The following is an 18323-nucleotide window of genomic DNA, read 5'->3' on the forward strand; positions in this document are numbered from 1 at the left end:
ATCGTGTACGTCGTGTTGCCGCAGCGGCCGAAGTCCTGTGACCTGCGGCGACGCCAGCCGGTGATCCGACGCACACGGCGCTTTCTAGAAGGTGGACCGATTTCGGCGAGGTAGCCGCGGGCCGTGTCCGCCGCCGGGATCAGCCGCCCCCGGTGTCCGCGGGCTTCGCTGATCGTCCGCCGGAGCATGCGGTCCGTGTGCTCCGACTGTGCGGGGCCCGTCTGCGCGGCACTGGGTGGGGCCCGGTCTGCGAACGGCATCGGGTGGGGCCGGTCTGGGCGTGATGCCGGGTGGGACCGGTCTGCGCACGGCGCTGGGTGGCACCGGTCTGCGCGCGGCGCCGGGGCGGACCGTGCGCGCGGTCGTCGGCGAGGGGCTCCTGCGTGAGGCGGATCGCACGAGGCCGGGCTCCGCCGACGGGGAGTCCGTAGGGTTGGCCCATGGCTGGCGGTGGCGTCCGGGTGGACTCGTGGCTGTGGGCCGTGCGCATGTTCAAGTCGCGCTCGGCCTCGGCGACCGCCTGCCGCGGAGGCCACGTCGAGGTCGACGGCGAGCGTGCCAAGCCGTCGACGACCGTCGGCATCGGCTCGACGGTCGAGGCACGCGTCGGCGACCGGGTCCGGGTGCTTGAGGTCACGGGGCTGATCGTCAAGCGCGTCGGCGCGCCCGAGGCGCAGCGTCAGTACGTCGACCACTCCCCACCCCCGCCGCCGCGGGAGTACGTCGCCCCGGTCGTCCAGCGCGATCGCGGCGCCGGCCGGCCGACGAAGCGGGAGCGTCGGCAGATCGACCAGCTCCGCGGCCGCGGCTAGGGCCTGCCGCCGCGCCGGGGCGCGGCACCCGCGACCACCACGCGCCTCAGATCATATCTTTTGCTCGACTTCGTTCCGGGCTGGGCTTTGCCTTGCCCGCTCGTCTCGCGAATAGGTATGATCTGACGCACCCAACCCGAGGACGGCGCCGTGACCGCGACGATGCGATCGACTGACCGAGGAACGCTCGAGCTCGTCCTGACCGGGACGCCGATCGCCGAGCTCGTGCCCGCGCGGGTGGAGATCGCCCGCGTCCCCGTGCCGGACGACGGATGGCGCCTGGTCGATCTCGCCGACCCGGCCGACCCGACAGGGACGACCGACGCGGCCGACGCTCTCGGCAGCGGCAGCGGCAGCGGCAGCGGCAGCGGCAGCGGCAGCGTCGAGGCGAGCGCCGAGCTGGACCCCGCGGCGCTCGCGGCCGCGTCGCCGGCCTCGGCCGGTCTGCGCGCGCGGTGGGAGGCTCGCCGCATCGGCGGCCGGGACGTGTGGGAGTGCACCCTGCGGCTGCGCAACACCGGCCCGGTCCCGCTCGCGATCACCCGGATGGACTCGCTCGCACTGCGGCTCGACCCCGACCCGTGGACGCTCGACTGGTACCGCTCGGCCTGGGGCGACGAGTGGCGGCCCCGGCAGGGCAGCACCCGCCACGACGTCCTGCTCGACGTGCGCGCCGGGCGTTCCTCGCACGGCACGAGCCCGTACCTGCGGGCGACGCGCGAGCGCGGGGACGCCGCCGTCGTGATCTCGCCCGCGTGGAGCGGGAACTGGCACGTCGCCGCCCTCGCCGGCGGTGACGTGGCCGCCGGGATCTCGCCCTGGCAGCTCGAGGTGGTCTTGGCGCCCGGCGAGGAGGTCTCGGCGCCGTCGGTCGTGCTCGCGGTCGGGGCCGACGCGGCGGCGGTGCGCCGCGAGCTTCAGCGCGCCGTCCGGGACGACTGGATGCCACGGACGCCGGCGAGCGACGCCGCCCCGACCGAGTGGAACCACTGGTGGCCGTACGAGGACGCCGAGGTGACCCACGACGTGATCGTCCGCAACGCCCGCGTCGCGAGCCGCCTCGGGCTCGAGGTGGCGACGACGGATGCCGGCTGGTTCGGCGCGTCCGACGCCGCGAGCGTGTGGACCGAGCAGCGCGGCGACTGGTGGCTCGTCAACAGCTCGCGCTTCCCCGGCGGTCTCACCGCGCTCGGCGAGGACGTGCGCGCCCAGGGCGTGGCGGCCGGCGTCTGGATCGAGGCCGAGGCGGTGGGGGCGGCGGCCGAGCTGCGCCACCGGCTCCCCGAGGCGATGGCGCACGCCGTCGACGGGCGTCGGCACGACCCGTCCTACCGCCTCATGACCGTGTCGCTCGACCCGGACGACCCGACCTTCCTCGGCTACGTGTGTCTCGGCTCGTCCGCCGGGCGCGATCACGTCGAGGGCTCGATCGCCGCGGTGATCGAGGAGACCGGCGCGACCTGGCTCAAGCTGGACTTCAACGTCGACCCGGACGCGGGGTGCACGCGGACGGACCACGGCCACGGCGCGGGAGACGGCCTGCTGCGCCACTACGAGGGGCTCTACGACGTCCTCGACCGCATCTGCGCCCGGTTCCCGGACCTCGTGCTAGAGGCGTGCTCGTCCGGCGGCCTGCGCCTCGACCTCGGCCTCGCGCGACACGTGCACTGCTTCTTCCTCAGCGATCCCGACCACACCGAGCACCACCTGCAGGTCCTGGACGGTGCGGCGCAGCTCCTCCCGCCGTCGGGGATCCTGCACTGGTCCTGGTCGCAGTGGCGCGGTGACTACCCGCCGGCCCGCCTGGACTGGGAGCACCTGACGCCGGACCGGCTCGACCTCACCCTGCGGGCCGCCATGCTGCACCGGTTCGGCGTGAGCCTGCGCCTCGACGAGCTGCGCCCCGACCTCCTCGAGCGCGTCGCGGCGCACGTGGCGACGTTCCGGTCCTGGGTCCAGCCGATGCTCACGGAGGCGACGCTGGAACCGCTCACCGCACCCCCGCAGCGCGGCGGCCTCGGCGAGCGCAGCCCCGCGCTCCAGCTCAGCCGGACCGGTTCCGGCTCGGGCGAGCGTCACGTCGTCGCCGGGTTCCGGCTCGACCCCGAGGCGCCTGCCCCGGGCGCCGTCCCGGTCGGGCTCGCGCCCGGGCGCCGGTACCGCTGCTCGGCCATGGGTGTCGCCACGACGTGGGAGGTGACGGCGGGGGACGACCTGCTCGCCGCCGCGCCGCCGGAGGTCGCGGCCGCCGCCTCCTGGCTCGTCCTCGTCGAGCCCGCCGACCCGACCGAGCCCGCCGACCCGACCCAGCCCGCCGGCCCGGCGGCGCCGGCCGCCCCGACCGCATCGACCACCCCGGTCGAGCCGACCCCCGCCACGGAGGAGTCATGACGATCGAGATCGACACCGGGGTCGAGGACGTCGCCGTCCGCCTGCACCCCGCCCCCCGGCAGACGTTCGGCAGCTTCGTCGACTGCAACATGGCCACGGCCTGGGTGGGGGAGGAGTTCCGGATCTTCCCCGGCAAGTACGGCGAGGACCCCGTGTGGGGCGACGGCGCGCACCTCATGATCGGGCGCGGCGGATCCGTCGCGGCGGCGTTCGCCCGCGACACGGCCGAGCTCACCCCGCCCGTCCTGCCCCCCGTCGCGCCGCGCGCCGCCGACGGGCTGCACGGCGCCGTCTGGTTCGAGACCGTCTACCAGCACCCCGAGGACCCGACCGGGCGGACGCTCTCGGCGCTCTACCACAACGAGAACTACCCGGAGACGCTGCCCTTCGACCCCGCGACCGGCCGCGGCCTGCGCGACGAGGACTGGCCGCCCGGACTGCGGGGCGCCGACTCGGTGCAGGCGGTGCCGCGCATCGGCATCATGCGATCGACCGACGGCGGCGAGAGCTGGGTGGACCGGGGGATCCTGCTGGAGGACCGCGACGAGCGGATGATCCGGCTGCCCGTCAACCGCAACGAGTGCTTCCCCGGGGGCGTCGGCGACCCGAGCGCCGTCGCCTGCGGTGACCACCTCTACGTGTTCTACGGCGAGTACGCCTACCCCGAGGCATGGAACGCGCGGGACTGGGACGACGACGTCGAGGCCGACGGCCAGTGCGTGAGCGTCGCGCGGGTCCCGCTGCGTGACCTCGACGCGCCGACCGGCGCCGCCCGCCGCTGGGACGGCACCGCGTTCGCCGCGCCGTGGGACGGGGCGGGCCGGCCGATCGAGTCCCTGCGCATCCCGGCGGCCGAGGGCGGCGGGGGCGTCTCGCAGGGCGACCGACGCTTCTACTGGGGTCCGTCCGTGAGCTGGAACGAGGCGATCGGCGCGTGGGTCATGCTGCTCGGTCGCGTCGACGCCCCGCTCTGGGTCGGCGACAGCCTGTTCCTCTCGATCAACACCTGCCCAGACCTCGGCGACGGCGACGCGTCGCAGCGCTGGTCGCGGCCGGTCCGCATCGTGCACCGACCGGGCCACACGCTCTGGTACCCCTCCCTGCAGCCGGTGGACTCAGCGGAGGACCTGGAGCTGCGGCGCACCTGCCTGCGGCTCGGGGCTCGGTCGCGGCTGTGGTTCAAGGACATGACCGACGAGGCGCACGAGTACCTCAGCGAGCACGAGGTCGAGCTCGTCCGGACGGGAGCGGCGCGGTGACCGCGCCGCGCCGCGCCCTCGTCACCGGCGGGGCGAGCGGGCTCGGCGCCGCGGCCGCCGCTCGGCTGCGGGAGGACGGGCTGGACGTGACGACGCTCGACCTCGCGGACGGCGCCGACCGTCGCGCCGACGTGACCGACGGCGCCGAGCTCGCGCGCGTCGTGGCCGACCTCGGCGGCGTCGACGTGCTCGTCACCTCGGCCGGGATCGTCGGGCCGAACGCGCCGCTCGTCGACACCACGGCGCAGGAGTGGCAGCGCGTCTGGGACGTCAACGTCCAGGGAACCGTCGCGGCGCTGCGGGCGGTGATCCCCGGCATGGTCGAGCGGGGCTGGGGCCGCATCGTGACCGTCGCGAGCATGGCCGGCAAGGACGGCAACCCGGGACTGTCGGCGTACTCGGCGACGAAGGCCGCCGTCATCGCGCTCACCAAGTCGGTGGGCAAGGAGCTCGCGACGACCGGCGTGCTAGTCAACGCCGTGGCGCCCGCCGTGATCGCGACGCCGATGAACGCCGCCACCTCGCCCGACGTGCTGGCCCACATCACCTCGCTCATCCCCATGCGACGGGTCGGTCGCCCCGAGGAGGTCGCCGAGCTCGTCGCCTGGCTCTGCTCCGAGCGGGTCTCGTTCTCCACCGGGGCGGTCTACGACATCAGCGGCGGCCGCGCGACCTACTGAGCGCGGGCCCGCGCGGACGATCCGCGCGGAGCTGCGTGCCTACGGGCGCGTGGCCAGCTCGAGCAGCGTCAGCAGGTGGCCGTAGGTCCGGCCGGTGGCGCGCGTGAGCGCGATCTCGCAGGTCCGGTTGGTCGAGCAGTACGCGTCGGCCTCGGCGTCGGCCAGCTCGGCGGCCTCCGCCGCCGTGGCCGAGGCGGTGAGCTCCGGGTGCAGCAGCCCGCGGTCGCCGGCGAAGCCGCAGCAGCCCCAGTCCCGCGGCACGGTCACCGTGTCCGCGAGGGCGCCGGCCAGCGTGACCAGGTCGGCGCCGGACTTCACGTCGGAGCACGTCGGGTGCAGCACGACCTCAGCCACGCGCCGCGGCTCGGCCAGGTGCGGCAGCACGTGCCCGGCGACCCACGACACGGCGTCGACCACCCGCAGCGCGCGGCCGCGTCCCGCCGCGGCCCCGGCGGCGGCGCTCGCGAGCGCCGCCGCGCACGTGCTGGCGTCGACCACGACCGGCAGCGCGCCGTCGTCGCTCGCCCGCAGCAGCTCGGCCACGGTGCGGTCGACGACGCGGCGAGCGCCGTCCTCGTGCCCCTTCGAGCGCCACGGCGCGCCGCAGCACAGGGCGTCCAGCCGCTCGGGCGTGCGCAGGCCGACACCGGCCCGCCGGGCGAGCTCCAGCACCGCCTCCGCGACCGGAAGCCCGTCGCCGGCCCCGTCCCGCCCGTCGCCGGCCCCGTCGCCACCCCCGTGCCCGCCGTCCGGCCCGACGAGCTGGCCCGTGCACGAGGGCAGCAGCACCGCCGCCGGGGCGAGGTCGGCCCGCCGCGGACGGCGCCGCCCGCCGCCCGGCAGACCCGGGTCGAGCCGCGGCACCAGCTCGTGCGGCAGCACCCGGCGCAGCGCGACGGTGGCTGCGGCGCTCGCGGGCTCGAGCGCGTGCGCCGCCGACATCGCCAGCGACGCCCCGGCCGCGAGCGCCGGCCAGGCATCGGCGGCGAGCCGGCCGGCGGCGCGGGCCACGGGCCCGACGCGCTCCGCGCGCAGCCGCCGGACGACCTCCCCGGTGTCGATCCCGACGGGACAGGCCACGGCGCACATCCCGTCCGCCGCGCACGTCTCGACGCTCGACCAGCGCTCCGACAGCTCCAGGTCGGCCGCGAGGGCGTCGTCCCCGCGGTCGCGGGCGAGCGCGATCTCCCGTCGCAGCACGATCCGGGCCCGGGGCGTCAGCGTGAGGTCGCGGCTGGGACAGGACGGCTCGCAGTACCCGCACTCGACGCAGTCGCCCGCCGGGGCCGCCGCGTCGGTCAGGGCGGGGAACGGCTTGAGGTCGCGCAGGTGCGCACCCGGGTCCGCGGACAGCACCGCGCCGGGGTTGAGGATGCCCTCGGGGTCGAGCAGGCGCTTGACCCGCCACATCACGCCGGTCAGGTAGGGGCCGTACTGGCGCTCGACGAAGGGGGCCATCACGCGCCCCGTCCCGTGCTCGGCCTTGAGCGTCCCGCCCTCGCCGAGGACGAGGTCGACCAGGCCGCCGGTGAACGCGGCCAGGCGCGCCGCACCGTCCGCGTCGTCCACCCGCTCGGTCAGCAGGAAGTGGAGGTTGCCGTCCTTGGCGTGCCCGAACACCACGGCGTCGCGGTAGCCGTGCGTCTCCAGCAGGTCGCCGAGCAGCACGCACGTGCGGCCGAGACGCTGGAGGGGCACCGCGATGTCCTCGAGCAGCGCGGTCGTCCCCGGCTCCCGCGCCCCGGCGACCGCCGCGTACAGACCCTTGCGGATGTGCCACAGCGCCGCGCGCTCGTCGGCCGCCCGGGTGAGCTCGACGGGACGCACGGCGCCGATCCCGGCGAGCGCGTCGGACAGCGCCGACTCGGCCGCCGCCAGGGCCGCGTCGTCACCGGCGCGGACCTCCACGAGCAGCGCGGCGTGCTCACGGACGTCGAGGTCGCGCAGCCAGCCGGGCGCCCGCGGGGCTCGCTGGGCCACCCGCAGGCTCGTGGCGTCGAGCAGCTCGACGGTCGCCGCCCCCGCGGCCGCGAGTGCCGGCACGGCGCGGGCGGCCGCGACGACGGAGGGCAGGACGGCGAGGCCCGTGCTCGCGCGGGCGTGCAGCTCCACCGTGCGCAGCGTCGCCTCGGCGATGAAGGCGAGCGTCCCCTCGCTGCCGATCGCGAGGTGCTCGAGGATGCGCACCGGCTCGTCGTGGTCGAGGAAGGAGTTGAGGCCGTAGCCCATCGTGTTCTTGCCGGCGAACTGGCGGCGGATCGTCGCGGTGGCCGCCGGGTCGGCGCGCAGCTCGTCCCGCAGCGCGAGCAGCCCGGCGTGCACGGCCGGCTCGGCCGCCAGCAGCAGCCGGTCGGCCTCCTCGGCCCCGGTGTCGATCACCGTGCCCGAGGCGAGGACGAGCACGGCGCTCGCGATCGTCGCGTAGGCGTTGTGCCGCGTGCCGCACGCCATGCCGCTGGAGTTGTTCGCGAGGACGCCGCCCAGCGTGCAGGCGATCTCGCTCGCCGGGTCGGGGCCGAGGACCCGGCCGTGCCGCGCGAGCCGCGCGTTGATCGCGCGCAGCGTCGCGCCGGGCTGCGCCCGGACCGACCGCCCGTCCTCCAGCACCTCCACCCGGCGGAAGCCGCGCCGCGTGTCCAGGAGCAGGCCCCCGCCGGCGGCCTGGCCGCTCAGGCTCGTGCCGCCCGAGCGGAACGTGACCGGGACGCCGCGCTCGCGAGCGACCCGGAGCGCCGCGACGACGTCGGCCGTCGTCCGGGCGCTGGCGACGAGCCTCGGCACCACCCGCACGTGCGAGGCGTCGTGGGCGCCGACGAGGCGGTCGAGCGGCCGGTCGCTGACGTCGGCGACGTCGGCCGCCTCGAACGCCGCGCGCAGCTCCGGCTCCGGGCGCACGTCGGCGTCGGCTCGGTCGGGTCGTCGGGCCATCGTGCTCCTTCGCGCGCGGATCGGATACAATCATATGATCTATTGGACCGCGATGGGAGGACGTGCGACATGCGACTGATGCGGATCGGTGAACCGGGACACGAGCGACCCGCCGTCGCCGTGGGAGAGCACGAGTACGTCGACGTGTCGGAGCACGTCGCCGACTTCGACGAGGCGTTCTTCGCCGCCGGCGGCCTGCGCGACCTGCCCGGTCTGGTCGAGGCCGGCGCCCCGCGCCCCCTCGCCGGCGAGCGGATCGGTGCCCCGATCGCGCGCCCGCACCAGATCGTCTGCATCGGGTTGAACTACCGCGACCACGCGGCCGAGTCCGGCATGCCCGTCCCGACCGAGCCCATCGTCTTCTCCAAGAGCCCCAACACGCTCGTCGGCCCGGACGACGACGTCGTCATGCCGCGCGGGGCGACCAAGCTCGACTGGGAGGTCGAGCTCGGCATCGTCGTCGGTTCGCGAGCCAGCTACCTCGACTCGCCGGCCGCGGCCTGGGACGCCATCGCCGGGTACGTGCTGGTGAACGACGTGAGCGAGCGCGCCTTCCAGCTCGAGCGCGGCGGGCAGTGGGTCAAGGGAAAGTCGGCGGCGACGTTCAACCCCGCCGGGCCGTGGCTCGTGACGCCCGACGAGGTGGGCGACGTGATGGACCTGGGGATGTCGCTGGACGTCAACGGCGTGCGCCGGCAGAGCGGCTCGACCGCCACGATGATCTTCGACCCCGCCGAGATCCTGCGGTACCTGAGCCAGTTCATGGTGCTCGAGCCCGGCGACCTCATCAACACCGGCACCCCGCCCGGCGTCGCCCTCGGCATGGCCGAGCCGGCCTACCTCGTGCCGGGGGACGTCATGGAGCTGCGGATCGACCGGCTGGGCAGCGCCCGGCAGCGCGTGGTCCCCGCCGTCTAGCCGGACGGCAGGCCCGACCGCGGCGCGAGGTCGAGCAGCAGGAGGTGGCCGGTGTCCTCGCGCGCCGCGACCTCCTCGTCCACGTCGGCCCCGGCGACCGCCACGCGACGCCCGCCCGGCTCGACCGCGCAGTCGTACACGCCGGCGCGGCCCGAGCCGACGGCGCTCGTCCCGGCCTCGAGCACGCGCGTGACGCCGCCGTCGGGCTCGACGCTGACGAGCGCGCCGGCGAAGGCGAGCGCGACCCACACCCGTCCGTCGGGCGCGACCGAGAGGCCGTCGGGGCCCGACCCCGGCGGGAGGAGGGCGAGCGGTGAGGGATCACCGCGGTCGTCGAGCACGGTGACCCGGTCGGCGAACGTCTCGGCGACGACGAGCCCGCGCTCGGTCCGCTCGCAGCCGTTCGGGAAGACCAGCCCGGCGGCCGTCGGCTCGACGTCGCCCGTCCCGGGGTCGATGCGCCACAGCGGTGACGGCACCGGGGCGTCCAGCTCGGGGTCGAACCCGTAGCCGCCGACCCAGGCCACGCCGTCCGGGTCGACGTGCAGGTCGTTGAGCGGGTGGGGCGTGAGCCCCGCGAGGTCGGCGTGCACGCGCAGCCCGTCGTCCTCGCGCACGAGCACGCGCCGGCCGAGGCAGTCGACGACGAGCAGGCGCCCGTCCGGCAGCCAGCCCAGCCCGCCCGGCATCTCGGGGCATCCGTCCTCGGCCCCCAGCACCGTCTCGACGCCGTCGGCCTCCGACCACCGCGCCACCCGCGAGCGGAACATGTCGCTGAACCAGAGCCGGCCGTCGTGCCAGCGCAGCGCCTCGGGGAACCCCAGCCCCGTCGCGATCACCCGGGTCATCGCCGGTCAGAACGTCGTGGTGAGGCCGCCGTCGGCCACGAGGACCTGACCGGTGACGTAGGTGTTCTCCCGGCTCGCGAGCCAGCCGACGACGTGGGCGATCTCCTCGGGCAGGGCCGCCCGGCCCAGGGGGAGCAGCCCGTGCCGCACGTAGCGCTCGCGGAACGCCTCGGTGTCGGTCTCGTCGACGCCCTCGGCCGTGAGGCTCATCCGCGTGCGGACGAAGCCGGGGGCGACGGCGTTGACCAGCACGCCGTGCCGCGCGGTGTCGAGGGCGAACGAGCGCGTGGCCGCCTCCAGCCCGGCCTTCGCGACGTCGTAGGCCAGGCAGTCGGGCTGGGCGAACCCCGCGTGGACGCTCGTGATGTTGACGATGCGACCGAACCCGGTCGCCGCCATGGTGACGGCTGCCTCGCGCATGAGCTCGAGCGGCGCCTCGAGGTCGACGGCCCAGACGGCGCGCCACTGCTCCAGCGTGCTGCTCAGCACGGGTGTCTCCGCGAACACGCCGGCGACGTTGACGAGCACGTCGAGCCCGCCGAGGACGTCGCTCGCGCGCGCGACGAGGTCGTGCCGGCCGGCCGGGTCCGACAGGTCGACCCGCAGGCCGTCCGGCAGCTCCTCGCGGTCGGCGCCGACGACGCGGTCCCCGCGCGCCCGCAGGCGCTCGGCGACGGCGGCGCCGATGCCGCTCGCCGCCCCCGTGACCAGGCACCGCAGTCCGTTGTCGGTCATCCTCGTTCCCTCCTGTCGTGCGGGTGGTGGGTGTCGTCGGCGTGCGCGAGGCGCAGGCCGACCGACCAGGCGAGCGTCGCCCCCGCGTCGAGCCGGTGCGCACCCGGCACGCCGAGGCCGCCGCCGTGCGGCGTCGTCGTCGGCTCGATGCCGAGCGCGACGACGCGGCCGCCCCACGGCTCCTCCCGGCTCGCCGCCAGCTCGGTCCACAGCAGCGCGTGGCGCAGCCCGCGCCACGTCACCTCGGCCCGCAGCGACGGGGTGACGACGGTGACGGCGCGCCGGTCGGGGTCGGCGATCCCGGTGACGAGCGGGGGTGTCGTGCGGTCGAGCGTGGTGAGCCGGGCGGGGTCGACGGGCGGCGCCGTCGGGTCGGGCTCGCCCGAGTAGCTCAGGGCCAGGAGGTCGGCGCGGGGCAGCTCGAGCCGCGCACCGTCGCCGTCGAGCGCGGCGGTCAGCAGGTCGCCGCCGAGGATCAGGTGCTCGGCCACGATCACGGGCACGGACTCCGGCGTGGTGTTGCGCAGGCGGGAGGCGACCTCGATCGTTCCCGATCCCGTCAGTCGCCAGGAGCGCTCGATCGTGAGGCCGCCGTCGCGCGAGGTCCACCAGCCGCGCGCGTGGTCCGGTGCGACCGGCTCGACCCGCCAGGGTGCGAGGGATGCCTCGCCGTGGAAGGAGGGCGCCGCGGGCGAGGGCTGGCCGGAGCTCGGCGCGCAGAGCTGCCAGCCGCCGCGCCACCGCGCGACCCACGAGGCCTCGTCCGCGAGCGTCGCGTGGCCCGCGGGGGTGACGTCCTCGGCCCAGGGGGTGCGGGCGAGCACCGAGACCCCGTCGAGGCCGAGCTCGTCGAGGACCGCGCCCTCCGCCGGACGCAGGCGGGCCAGCAGGCCGCCGCGCTCGAGCGTCAGCGTCGCGGGCGGCGACGTCGACGGCGCCGCGGCGCCCCCTGCGCCGGCCCGTCCGGTATCGCGTCCGTCGACCCGCCCGGCCCCCCGCGCCACGGCTCAGCCGCCGGACGCGCCGACGGGCCCGCCGTCGGCTCCACCGAGGGCGCGGACGAGCGCGTTCTTGCCGTCGAGGACGACCGTGAGCATGGCCTCCTCGGCCTGCTCGCCGTTGCCCCGGTCGATCGCGCGGTAGACCGTCGCGTGGCTGGCGGCGTCCGCCGCGAGCTCGCCGGGGTCCATCGTCGTGTGCTGCTGCACCGTGAACGTGAGCTTCATGAAGTCGGCGACGACGCTCCCGAACTGCCGCAGCAGGGAGTTGTGGCTCGCGGCGTACACGGCGAGGTGGAACTCGACGTCGGCCGACGCGTAGTCGTCGGGGTCCTCGGTGCTCGCCGTCATGGCGGCGAGGGCCTTGGCCATCCGGTGGTGATCGGCGATCGTGGCGCGGCCGGCGGCCAGGCGCGCCGCTGCCGGCTCCATGATCTGCCGCACCTCGACCAGGTCGCGCATGATCTCGGCCCCGAGCCCCGCCTCGTTGTGCCAGCGCAGGATGTCGGTGTCGAAGACGTTCCACAGCTCCTGGGGGCGCACCCGCGTCCCCACCTTCTGGCGGATGTCGACCAGACCCTTGGCCGCGAGCACCCGCATCGCCTCCCGGACCGAGGTCCGGGACAGGCCGAACCGCTCGACCAGCTCCGCCTCCCGCGGCAGCACCTCGCCGACGGCGACCTCGCCCGACACGATGCTGCGCCCGACCGCCTCGATGACGATGGCCTGCCGGCCGCGCATCGCGTAGCCCGAGCGGGTCCCTGCTGGCTCGACCATGACATGCCTCCGCTTAGGTACGACGAGTTTTCGTCACTGTAGCGCGCGGGAGGGGTCGAGGACCGAGGGGGTGGCGGGGCCGCTCGCGGGCGCTGTCGTCGTCGCTGGCCGCGCCGTCGTCGCGGCCAGCCGCGCCCGCGCCGGCTCCCCGGGCAGGGACGGGCTGGCGAACAGCGTGCGACCGTCGACGAGGATCTCGACGTCGCGCAGGTACGGGCTCAGCCCGGCCGGGTCGACGTCGATGCCGAGGCCGGGGGCGTCGGGGGCGGCGATCTCCCCGTTCGCGTCGAGCGCGATGTGCTGGCGCGAGAGGTCGAGCGCGAGCTGCTTCGGCTCCGCCGGGTACTCGCAGATGCGGTGCGTCGCCAGGCCGGCGAACGGCTGCAGCGACGCGGAGAGCGCGAGGTGGGACGTGAACGTGTGGTTGACGTAGGTGACGCCGCTGGCCAGCGCGACGTCGGCCACCTGCCGCGCCGGGCCGATCCCGCCGATCCTGGCCGCGTCGACCTGGATGAACCGCACGCCGCCGAGCTCGATCAGGTTGATCGCCATGTGCGGGTTGTGCGCGCCCTCGCCGCCGGCGATGCCGACGCTGCCCGCCAGCTCCGCCAGGCGCGCGTGTGCGCCGAAGGCGTACGGGACGAACGGCTCCTCGAGCCACAGCGCGTCCGCGGCCTGGAGCGCGGCCAGCCGGGCCGCCGCCGCCTCGAGGTCGTCGACCCAGATCTGCCCGGCGTCGACCAGGAGCACCCCGTCCGGGCCGACGCCCTCGCGGGCGGCGGCGACGTGGTCGGCGTCCTCCCGCGCGGTGCCCGTCCCGTACCCGCCCCAGCCGACCTTGACCGCCAGGAAGCCACGCGCCCGCGCCTCCCGCGCCCGCTCGAGCGTGAGCTGCGGGGAGTCGCCCATGAGCATCGACGCGTACGGCACCTTCGGGTGGGACCGCTCGTACCCGAGCAGGCGCCACACCGGCTCGCCGAGGCGACGGCCGAGCAGGTCCCACAGGGCGATCTCGATGCCGGACCACGTGTGGGCCGCCTGGAGGAGGTCCATGCTGTTGCGCCCGACGAGCCGGGTCAGCCGCTCGATGTCGGCGACGCCGTCGATCCGCTGCCCGATCACGCTGGCCGAGACGGGTTGGCACACGCCGTGCGAGCGGGGGGCGACGAAGGCGGCGATCGACACGAGCGGGGACGCCTCGCACTCGCCCCAGCCGACGCTGCCGTCGTCGGTGGCGACGCGGACGAGCAGCGCGTCCTGGCTGCCGTCGGCCTCCAGGGTCACCTCGGGCATCGAGCCGTAGAAGAAGTCGATCGAGTCGATGATCACTGCCGTACCTCCATGACCACTGCCGTCCCTCCCGCGTCGCGCGCGCCGGATCGCTCGCGTCGTCGCCAGCCGTGAGCCGAGAGTCGGCCACCGGGCCGAACATACATCATATGTTAATCCAGGTCGAGTCCAAGGTGATGGACGAAAACCGCGCGACCGCACGGAATGTTCGCGTCGGTCACGGGTAGCGCCGGGTCTTGGCGACCTCGCTAGGTATGATGTATCGTCCATCGCGGGGGTAGGCGCACCCCGGGAGGGACGTCGTCGTCCCGGGCCTCGGTCGAGGCCCGGCGGGCGGGGCGCACCGATCGGCCCGGGGAGGTCCGCGCCCGCACCCGCCGTCCGGCAGGACTGCACACCGATGTGCACAGACGCGAAGGCCGACCGGCTCGCCCGGTGGTACGGCCCGACAGGGAGGATCCGGAATGAGAATGCATGGACCGGGGGCCGCTGTGCTCCTCGCCGCCGTGATCGGGCTGGCCGCCTGCGGCCCGTCGTCCGACTCGGGTGCCGGGTCGTCCGGCTCGGGCACCGAGACGAGGGAGCTGCTGGTCTGGGACACCGGCATCCTGGGGCGGACGCTCGACAACGGCGACGCCGACATGGAGAACTCCTTCATCGACCAGATGGCGGCGAAGTTCGAGGACGCCAACCCGGGCGTCACCGTCAAGGTCGTCCAGCAGGGCGGGGACATCACGGCGAACGGCGCCCAGTTCCAGGCGGCCTCGATCGCCGGCGACGGCCCCGACGTCCGCATCCAGTACGCGGGTGGTCCGACGCTGTCGTTCGCCGAGTTCTTCACCGACCTCGAGCCGCTGCTGACGCCCGAGATCATCGACTCGATGGCGGGCTTCAACGTCAACCGCGAGGGCTTCGAGCCCGACGGTCGCATCCTCGGGATGCCCTACGGCGCTGGGAACCTGTTCACCGTGTTCCAGAACCACGCCGTGCTGGAGGAGGCCGGCCTCGACCCGGCCGACCCGCCGCAGACGTGGGAGGAGCTCATCGCCAACGGGCAGCAGGTCGTCGACGCCACCGACAAGAACGGCTTCTGGGTGGCGAACCTCGAGGGCTACACCGGTGCCTGGATGATCAGCGCGCTGGTCGGCGGCGAGCTCGGGGAGTCGGCGTTCACGCAGATGTACGCCGGCGAGATCCGGGTGGACGACCCCGCGATGGTGAAGGCCTACCAGGCATTCGCCGACTGGGGGACGAGCGGCCTGACGAACCCCGACGCCGGGCAGGTATCCAACGGGGACTCCACTGCCGGCTTCGTGAGCGGCGGCAGCGCCTACTACCTCGTGGGGAGCTGGGAGAACAACAACATGCTCGAGGCGTTCGGCGAGGACGGCGTCAGCTCGTTCTTCATCCCGACGCTCGAGGGCTCCGCGCACCCGAACATCGGCGCCGGCGGCCCCGAGATCGCGATCTCGGTCACCGAGTACAGCAAGAACAAGGAGCTGGCGGGGGAGTTCCTCCGCTTCCTCGCGGAGCCGGAGAACCAGGACGTGTTCGTCGAGCTCTACCAGACCCAGGGCTCCAACCACCGCGACGGCGACCCGTCGAAGATCCAGAACCCGCTCCTGCGGGCGCAGTTCGAGGAGCTGGCCGAGGCGAGCGACGGGGTGACCTTCGCCTTCGACTCGGTGATGCCGCAGGCGACGATCGACCTGTTCTACCGCGTCAACGCCGCGGTGTTCCTCGGGACGACGACGCCGCAGGACGCGGTGAACCAGCTCCAGGCGTCCTACGAGCAGGAAATCGCGCTGCAGTGACGTCGGTGGCACGAGCCGTCCCCGCGGGTGGGCAGCCACCCGCGGGGACGCGGCCAGCACCGGGCCGCTCGATCCGGGACCGCAACCGGGTCGTCGGGCTGCTCGCCGTCCTGCCGGCGTTCCTCGTCGTCGTCGGGTTCATGGCGTTCCCCGTGCTGTTCGCGCTCTACATCTCCTTCACCCGGACGAACGGCCTGACGTACCGGTGGGTCGGCCTGAGCAACTACGTCGCGCTCCTGCGCGACCCGATCGTTCACGAGGTGTTCCTCAACAACGTGACGTTCCTGGTCTCGGTCCCTCTCGTCATCTTCGTCGCGCTCGTCGTCTCCGTCCTGCTGTTCGACCGGGTGCGCGGGTGGCGGGCCTTCCGGGTGATCTTCTTCCTGCCGAACGTCCTGTCCGTCGCCGTCATCGGCATCATGTTCCGCAACGCCTTCGGCTACTACGGGGCCGTCAACCAGGCGCTCGGGCTGCTCGGCGTCGAGCCGGTGCAGTTCTTCACGGACGGCCGGCTGGCGATCGCGGTCATCGTCCTCGCGCTGGTCTGGTCGGGCTTCGGCTACCAGTCGCTGCTCCTGCTCGCCGGGCTGACGTCGATCGACCCCGCGGTCTTCGAGGCCGCGGCGCTCGACGGCGCCGGGTGGTGGAAGCGCCTGTGGTTCATCACGCTGCCGAACGTGCGGCGGGTGCTCGGGTTCGTCTTCATCATCAACGTCCTCTACACGTTCTCCTCGCTGTTCGGGTTCGTGTTCGTGATGACGGCCGGCGGGCCTGGGTTCGAGACCACGACGATCGACTACCTCGTCTACCTCAAGGCGTTCTCGAGCACGAACCTCGGCGCCGGGGCCGCGCTCGCGGTGCTGCTGTTCCTGTTCATCGGCGTGCTCACGCTGATCCAGAACCGCGTCTTCCGACTCCAGGAGGAGGACTGAGATGTCTCGATCCGTCGCCCCGACCGGCCGTCGCCGGAGCCAGTGGGTCGTCTTCGCGATGCTGTGCGGCGTCGCGGCGTCGATCATCTACCCGCTCTACTTCGTCCTCGTCACGTCGCTGCGCTCGAACGAGGACTACCTCCAGGACCCGTTCGGCCTGCCGGGGCAGTGGAGCCTCGCGAACTACGTGACGCTCGCCGACGCCTACGGCGCCGGCCGCGCGTTCCTCAACAGCCTCATCGTGTCGGTCGTCTCGGTGTCGCTCGTGCTGCTGCTGGCGGCGCTGGCCGCCTACGCGCTCGCCAAGCTCCCCGTCCCCGGGGCGCGGGCGGTGACGGCGACGTTCGTCTCCGTCATGCTCATCCCCGGGCCGGTGCTCATCATCCCGATCTACCTCATGCTCTCCCGGCTCGAGCTGGTCGGGAGCTACTGGGGGCTCGTGCTGGTGTACCTCGCGACCGGCCTGCCGTTCGCCACGTTCTTCCTCACCATCTCCTTCCGGGGCATCCCGAACGAGGTGATCGAGGCGGCGCGGATCGACGGCGCCGGGTTCTACCGGACGCTGTGGTCGGTCATCCTCCCGATGGGCGTCGCCGGCCTCGCGACGCTCGCGGTGCTGCAGTTCCTCGGCGTGTGGAACGAGCTGATCTTCGCGTTCATCCTCATCCCCGACCAGGCGAACCGGCTGCTCACGCCGACGCTCGCCTCCATCGGCGAGCGGTTCGTGACGGACCAGCCGCTGGTGTCGGCGGGACTGTTCATCACGGCCGTCGTGCCGCTCCTGCTGCTGTCGGTGGCCTCGAAGTACATCATGCAGGGCCTCCAGGTCGGGGTCAGCCGGTAGCCGCTGCCCCGCGCGCGGTGCCCCCGCGCGAGGCGTCCGACCGGCGCCTCGCGCGGGCGCAGCGCCCCGGGCGCCCTTCTCCGATGTCGGACCGGGATGTCACGATGACCCCATGACAACCGCCGTCGCCGGGGTCTCCGGCTTCCCCGCCGAGCTCGACGTCTACCGACGCGAGCTGCGCGGGTACGCCTACCGGATGCTCGGCTCGATCCAGGACGCCGAGGACGCCGTCCAGAACGCGATGCTGCGCGCCTGGCGCGCGTACGAGCGGTTCGACGGCCGCAGCTCGCTGCGCACGTGGATCTACCGGATCCTCACCAACGTCTGTCTCGACGAGATCGCCGCCCGCAAGCGTCGCGCCCTGCCGGTCGACCTCGAGTCCGGCCCGTCGGCGCCCGTCATCTCCTCGCTCGGGCAGCCGCGGCCCGCCGAGACCTTCGTCGAGCCGAGCCTCGACGAGCTGGTGCGGGACCCGGCCGACGTCGTCGTCGCGCGCGAGTCCGTCCGGCTCGCGTTCGTCGCGGCGCTGCAGCACCTGCCGGCCTCGCAGCGGGCCGTCCTCATCCTGCGCGACGTGCTGGCCTGGCCAGCCGCCGAGGTCGCCGCGCTGCTCGAGGTCTCCGTCGCCGCGGCCAACTCCCAGCTCCAGCGGGCGCGCGAGACGATGCGCGCCGTGCAGGACGGGTCGCGCGCCGCGCGCCCCAACGTCGACCGGGCCGAGGAGCTGGCCGTCGTGGAGCGGTACGTCGAGGCGTTCGAGCGCTACGACATGGACGCGCTCGCGGCGATGCTCGCCGAGGACGCCGTCATGTCGATGCCGCCGTTCCAGCTCTACCTCTCCGGGCGCGAGGACGTCGTCGGCTGGATGGCCGGTCCCGGTCACGAGTGTCTCGGCTCGCGCACGATCGCGGTCGACGTCAGCGGCGGCCCTGGCTTCGCCCAGTACCGGCGCGACCCCGCCGGCGGGCACGCCCCGTGGGGCGTCCACGCCCTCGTCGTGCGCGACGACGGTCGCGGCGCGCGCGTCGTCGAGGAGACGGTCTTCCTCGGCGCCGAGATCTTCGCCGCGCTCGGCCTCCCGGCACACCTGGACTAGC

Annotated in this window: 15 protein-coding genes; 9 read left to right on the top strand and 6 right to left on the bottom strand. The window is 74.4% G+C overall.

The features are described 5' to 3' along the window. The first annotated feature begins 440 nt into the window (after positions 1–440). The 4 genes from EDD28_RS07260 (at position 441) to EDD28_RS07275 (ending at position 5142) form a co-directional block, all read left to right on the top strand. Entirely contained in the window at positions 441–812 is a 372-nt protein-coding gene (locus EDD28_RS07260; protein WP_123738992.1) for an RNA-binding S4 domain-containing protein, read from the top strand. Positions 813–962: 150 nt separating this feature from the next. Then, positions 963–3203 (top strand): alpha-galactosidase, encoded by a 2241-nt coding sequence (locus tag EDD28_RS07265; RefSeq protein ID WP_123738993.1) that lies wholly within the window; start codon positions 963–965, stop codon positions 3201–3203. Then, complete coding sequence (locus tag EDD28_RS07270) at positions 3200–4462, top strand: hypothetical protein (protein WP_123738994.1); 1263 nt, start codon at positions 3200–3202, stop codon at positions 4460–4462. The genes EDD28_RS07265 and EDD28_RS07270 overlap by 4 nt, the downstream gene beginning before the upstream one ends. After that, a complete protein-coding gene (locus EDD28_RS07275) occupies positions 4459–5142 on the top strand; it encodes an SDR family NAD(P)-dependent oxidoreductase (protein ID WP_123738995.1) in 684 nt (227 codons plus the stop codon). Before EDD28_RS07270 ends, EDD28_RS07275 begins: the two co-directional genes overlap by 4 nt. 39 nt (positions 5143–5181) lie before the next feature. Here the strand turns inward: EDD28_RS07275 and EDD28_RS07280 are convergent, their stop codons facing one another. Further along, positions 5182–8070 carry an FAD-binding and (Fe-S)-binding domain-containing protein gene (locus EDD28_RS07280; protein WP_123738996.1) on the bottom strand — a complete coding sequence of 963 codons (2889 nt, stop codon included), beginning with the start codon at positions 8068–8070 and terminating at the stop codon, positions 5182–5184. Positions 8071–8139: 69 nt separating this feature from the next. Between EDD28_RS07280 and EDD28_RS07285 the strand changes: the two genes are divergently transcribed. Continuing rightward, positions 8140–8988, top strand: a complete 849-nt coding sequence (locus tag EDD28_RS07285; protein WP_123738997.1) for a fumarylacetoacetate hydrolase family protein — start codon at positions 8140–8142, stop codon at positions 8986–8988. On the opposite strand, the gene EDD28_RS07290 is transcribed toward EDD28_RS07285, so the two are convergent. From EDD28_RS07290 to EDD28_RS07310, 5 genes are read right to left on the bottom strand one after another with little or no spacing between them, the layout of a single operon-like run. Continuing rightward, positions 8985–9836 carry an SMP-30/gluconolactonase/LRE family protein gene (locus EDD28_RS07290; RefSeq protein WP_123738998.1) on the bottom strand — a complete coding sequence of 284 codons (852 nt, stop codon included), beginning with the start codon at positions 9834–9836 and terminating at the stop codon, positions 8985–8987. The genes EDD28_RS07285 and EDD28_RS07290 overlap by 4 nt on opposite strands. A gap of 6 nt (positions 9837–9842) precedes the next feature. Beyond that, complete coding sequence (locus EDD28_RS07295) at positions 9843–10571, bottom strand: SDR family NAD(P)-dependent oxidoreductase (RefSeq protein WP_123738999.1); 729 nt, start codon at positions 10569–10571, stop codon at positions 9843–9845. After that, a complete protein-coding gene (locus tag EDD28_RS07300; protein WP_123739000.1) occupies positions 10568–11575 on the bottom strand; it encodes an aldose epimerase family protein in 1008 nt (335 codons plus the stop codon). Before EDD28_RS07300 ends, EDD28_RS07295 begins: the two co-directional genes overlap by 4 nt. A 3-nt stretch (positions 11576–11578) precedes the next feature. Then, the gene (locus tag EDD28_RS07305) at positions 11579–12346 is read right to left on the bottom strand and encodes a FadR/GntR family transcriptional regulator (protein WP_123739001.1); all 768 of its coding nucleotides are present in this window, start codon (positions 12344–12346) and stop codon (positions 11579–11581) included. A gap of 33 nt (positions 12347–12379) precedes the next feature. Further along, complete coding sequence (locus EDD28_RS07310; protein WP_123739002.1) at positions 12380–13675, bottom strand: mandelate racemase/muconate lactonizing enzyme family protein; 1296 nt, start codon at positions 13673–13675, stop codon at positions 12380–12382. A gap of 425 nt (positions 13676–14100) precedes the next feature. Between EDD28_RS07310 and EDD28_RS07315 the strand changes: the two genes are divergently transcribed. The 4 genes from EDD28_RS07315 (at position 14101) to EDD28_RS07330 (ending at position 18322) form a co-directional block, all read left to right on the top strand. Continuing rightward, positions 14101–15450, top strand: coding sequence for an ABC transporter substrate-binding protein (locus EDD28_RS07315; protein WP_123739003.1), 1350 nt, complete (start codon positions 14101–14103; stop codon positions 15448–15450). 5 nt (positions 15451–15455) lie between these two features. Then, the gene (locus EDD28_RS07320) at positions 15456–16382 is read left to right on the top strand and encodes a carbohydrate ABC transporter permease (protein ID WP_148059566.1); all 927 of its coding nucleotides are present in this window, start codon (positions 15456–15458) and stop codon (positions 16380–16382) included. Between the two features lies 1 nt (position 16383). Then, entirely contained in the window at positions 16384–17226 is an 843-nt protein-coding gene (locus tag EDD28_RS07325; protein WP_123739005.1) for a carbohydrate ABC transporter permease, read from the top strand. A 112-nt stretch (positions 17227–17338) separates the two neighbouring features. Next, positions 17339–18322: a sigma-70 family RNA polymerase sigma factor gene (locus EDD28_RS07330; protein WP_123739006.1), complete on the top strand. Its 984-nt coding sequence runs from the start codon at positions 17339–17341 to the stop codon at positions 18320–18322. The last annotated feature ends 1 nt before the right edge of the window (position 18323 follow it).

The organism is Salana multivorans (assembly GCF_003751805.1).
Classification (GTDB): Bacteria; Actinomycetota; Actinomycetes; order Actinomycetales; family Beutenbergiaceae; genus Salana; species Salana multivorans.

What these genes read in the sequence shown, in the direction of transcription:
- EDD28_RS07260 (WP_123738992.1), top strand. Translation starts at nt 441, where the DNA reads ATGGCTGGCGGTGGCGTCCGGGTGGACTCGTGGCTGTGGGCCGTGCGC.
- EDD28_RS07270 (WP_123738994.1), top strand. Translation starts at nt 3,200, where the DNA reads ATGACGATCGAGATCGACACCGGGGTCGAGGACGTCGCCGTCCGCCTG.
- EDD28_RS07280 (WP_123738996.1), bottom strand. Translation starts at nt 8,070, where the DNA reads ATGGCCCGACGACCCGACCGAGCCGACGCCGACGTGCGCCCGGAGCCG.
- EDD28_RS07285 (WP_123738997.1), top strand. Translation starts at nt 8,140, where the DNA reads ATGCGACTGATGCGGATCGGTGAACCGGGACACGAGCGACCCGCCGTC.
- EDD28_RS07290 (WP_123738998.1), bottom strand. Translation starts at nt 9,836, where the DNA reads ATGACCCGGGTGATCGCGACGGGGCTGGGGTTCCCCGAGGCGCTGCGC.
- EDD28_RS07295 (WP_123738999.1), bottom strand. Translation starts at nt 10,571, where the DNA reads ATGACCGACAACGGACTGCGGTGCCTGGTCACGGGGGCGGCGAGCGGC.
- EDD28_RS07305 (WP_123739001.1), bottom strand. Translation starts at nt 12,346, where the DNA reads ATGGTCGAGCCAGCAGGGACCCGCTCGGGCTACGCGATGCGCGGCCGG.
- EDD28_RS07315 (WP_123739003.1), top strand. Translation starts at nt 14,101, where the DNA reads ATGAGAATGCATGGACCGGGGGCCGCTGTGCTCCTCGCCGCCGTGATC.
- EDD28_RS07325 (WP_123739005.1), top strand. Translation starts at nt 16,384, where the DNA reads ATGTCTCGATCCGTCGCCCCGACCGGCCGTCGCCGGAGCCAGTGGGTC.
- EDD28_RS07330 (WP_123739006.1), top strand. Translation starts at nt 17,339, where the DNA reads ATGACAACCGCCGTCGCCGGGGTCTCCGGCTTCCCCGCCGAGCTCGAC.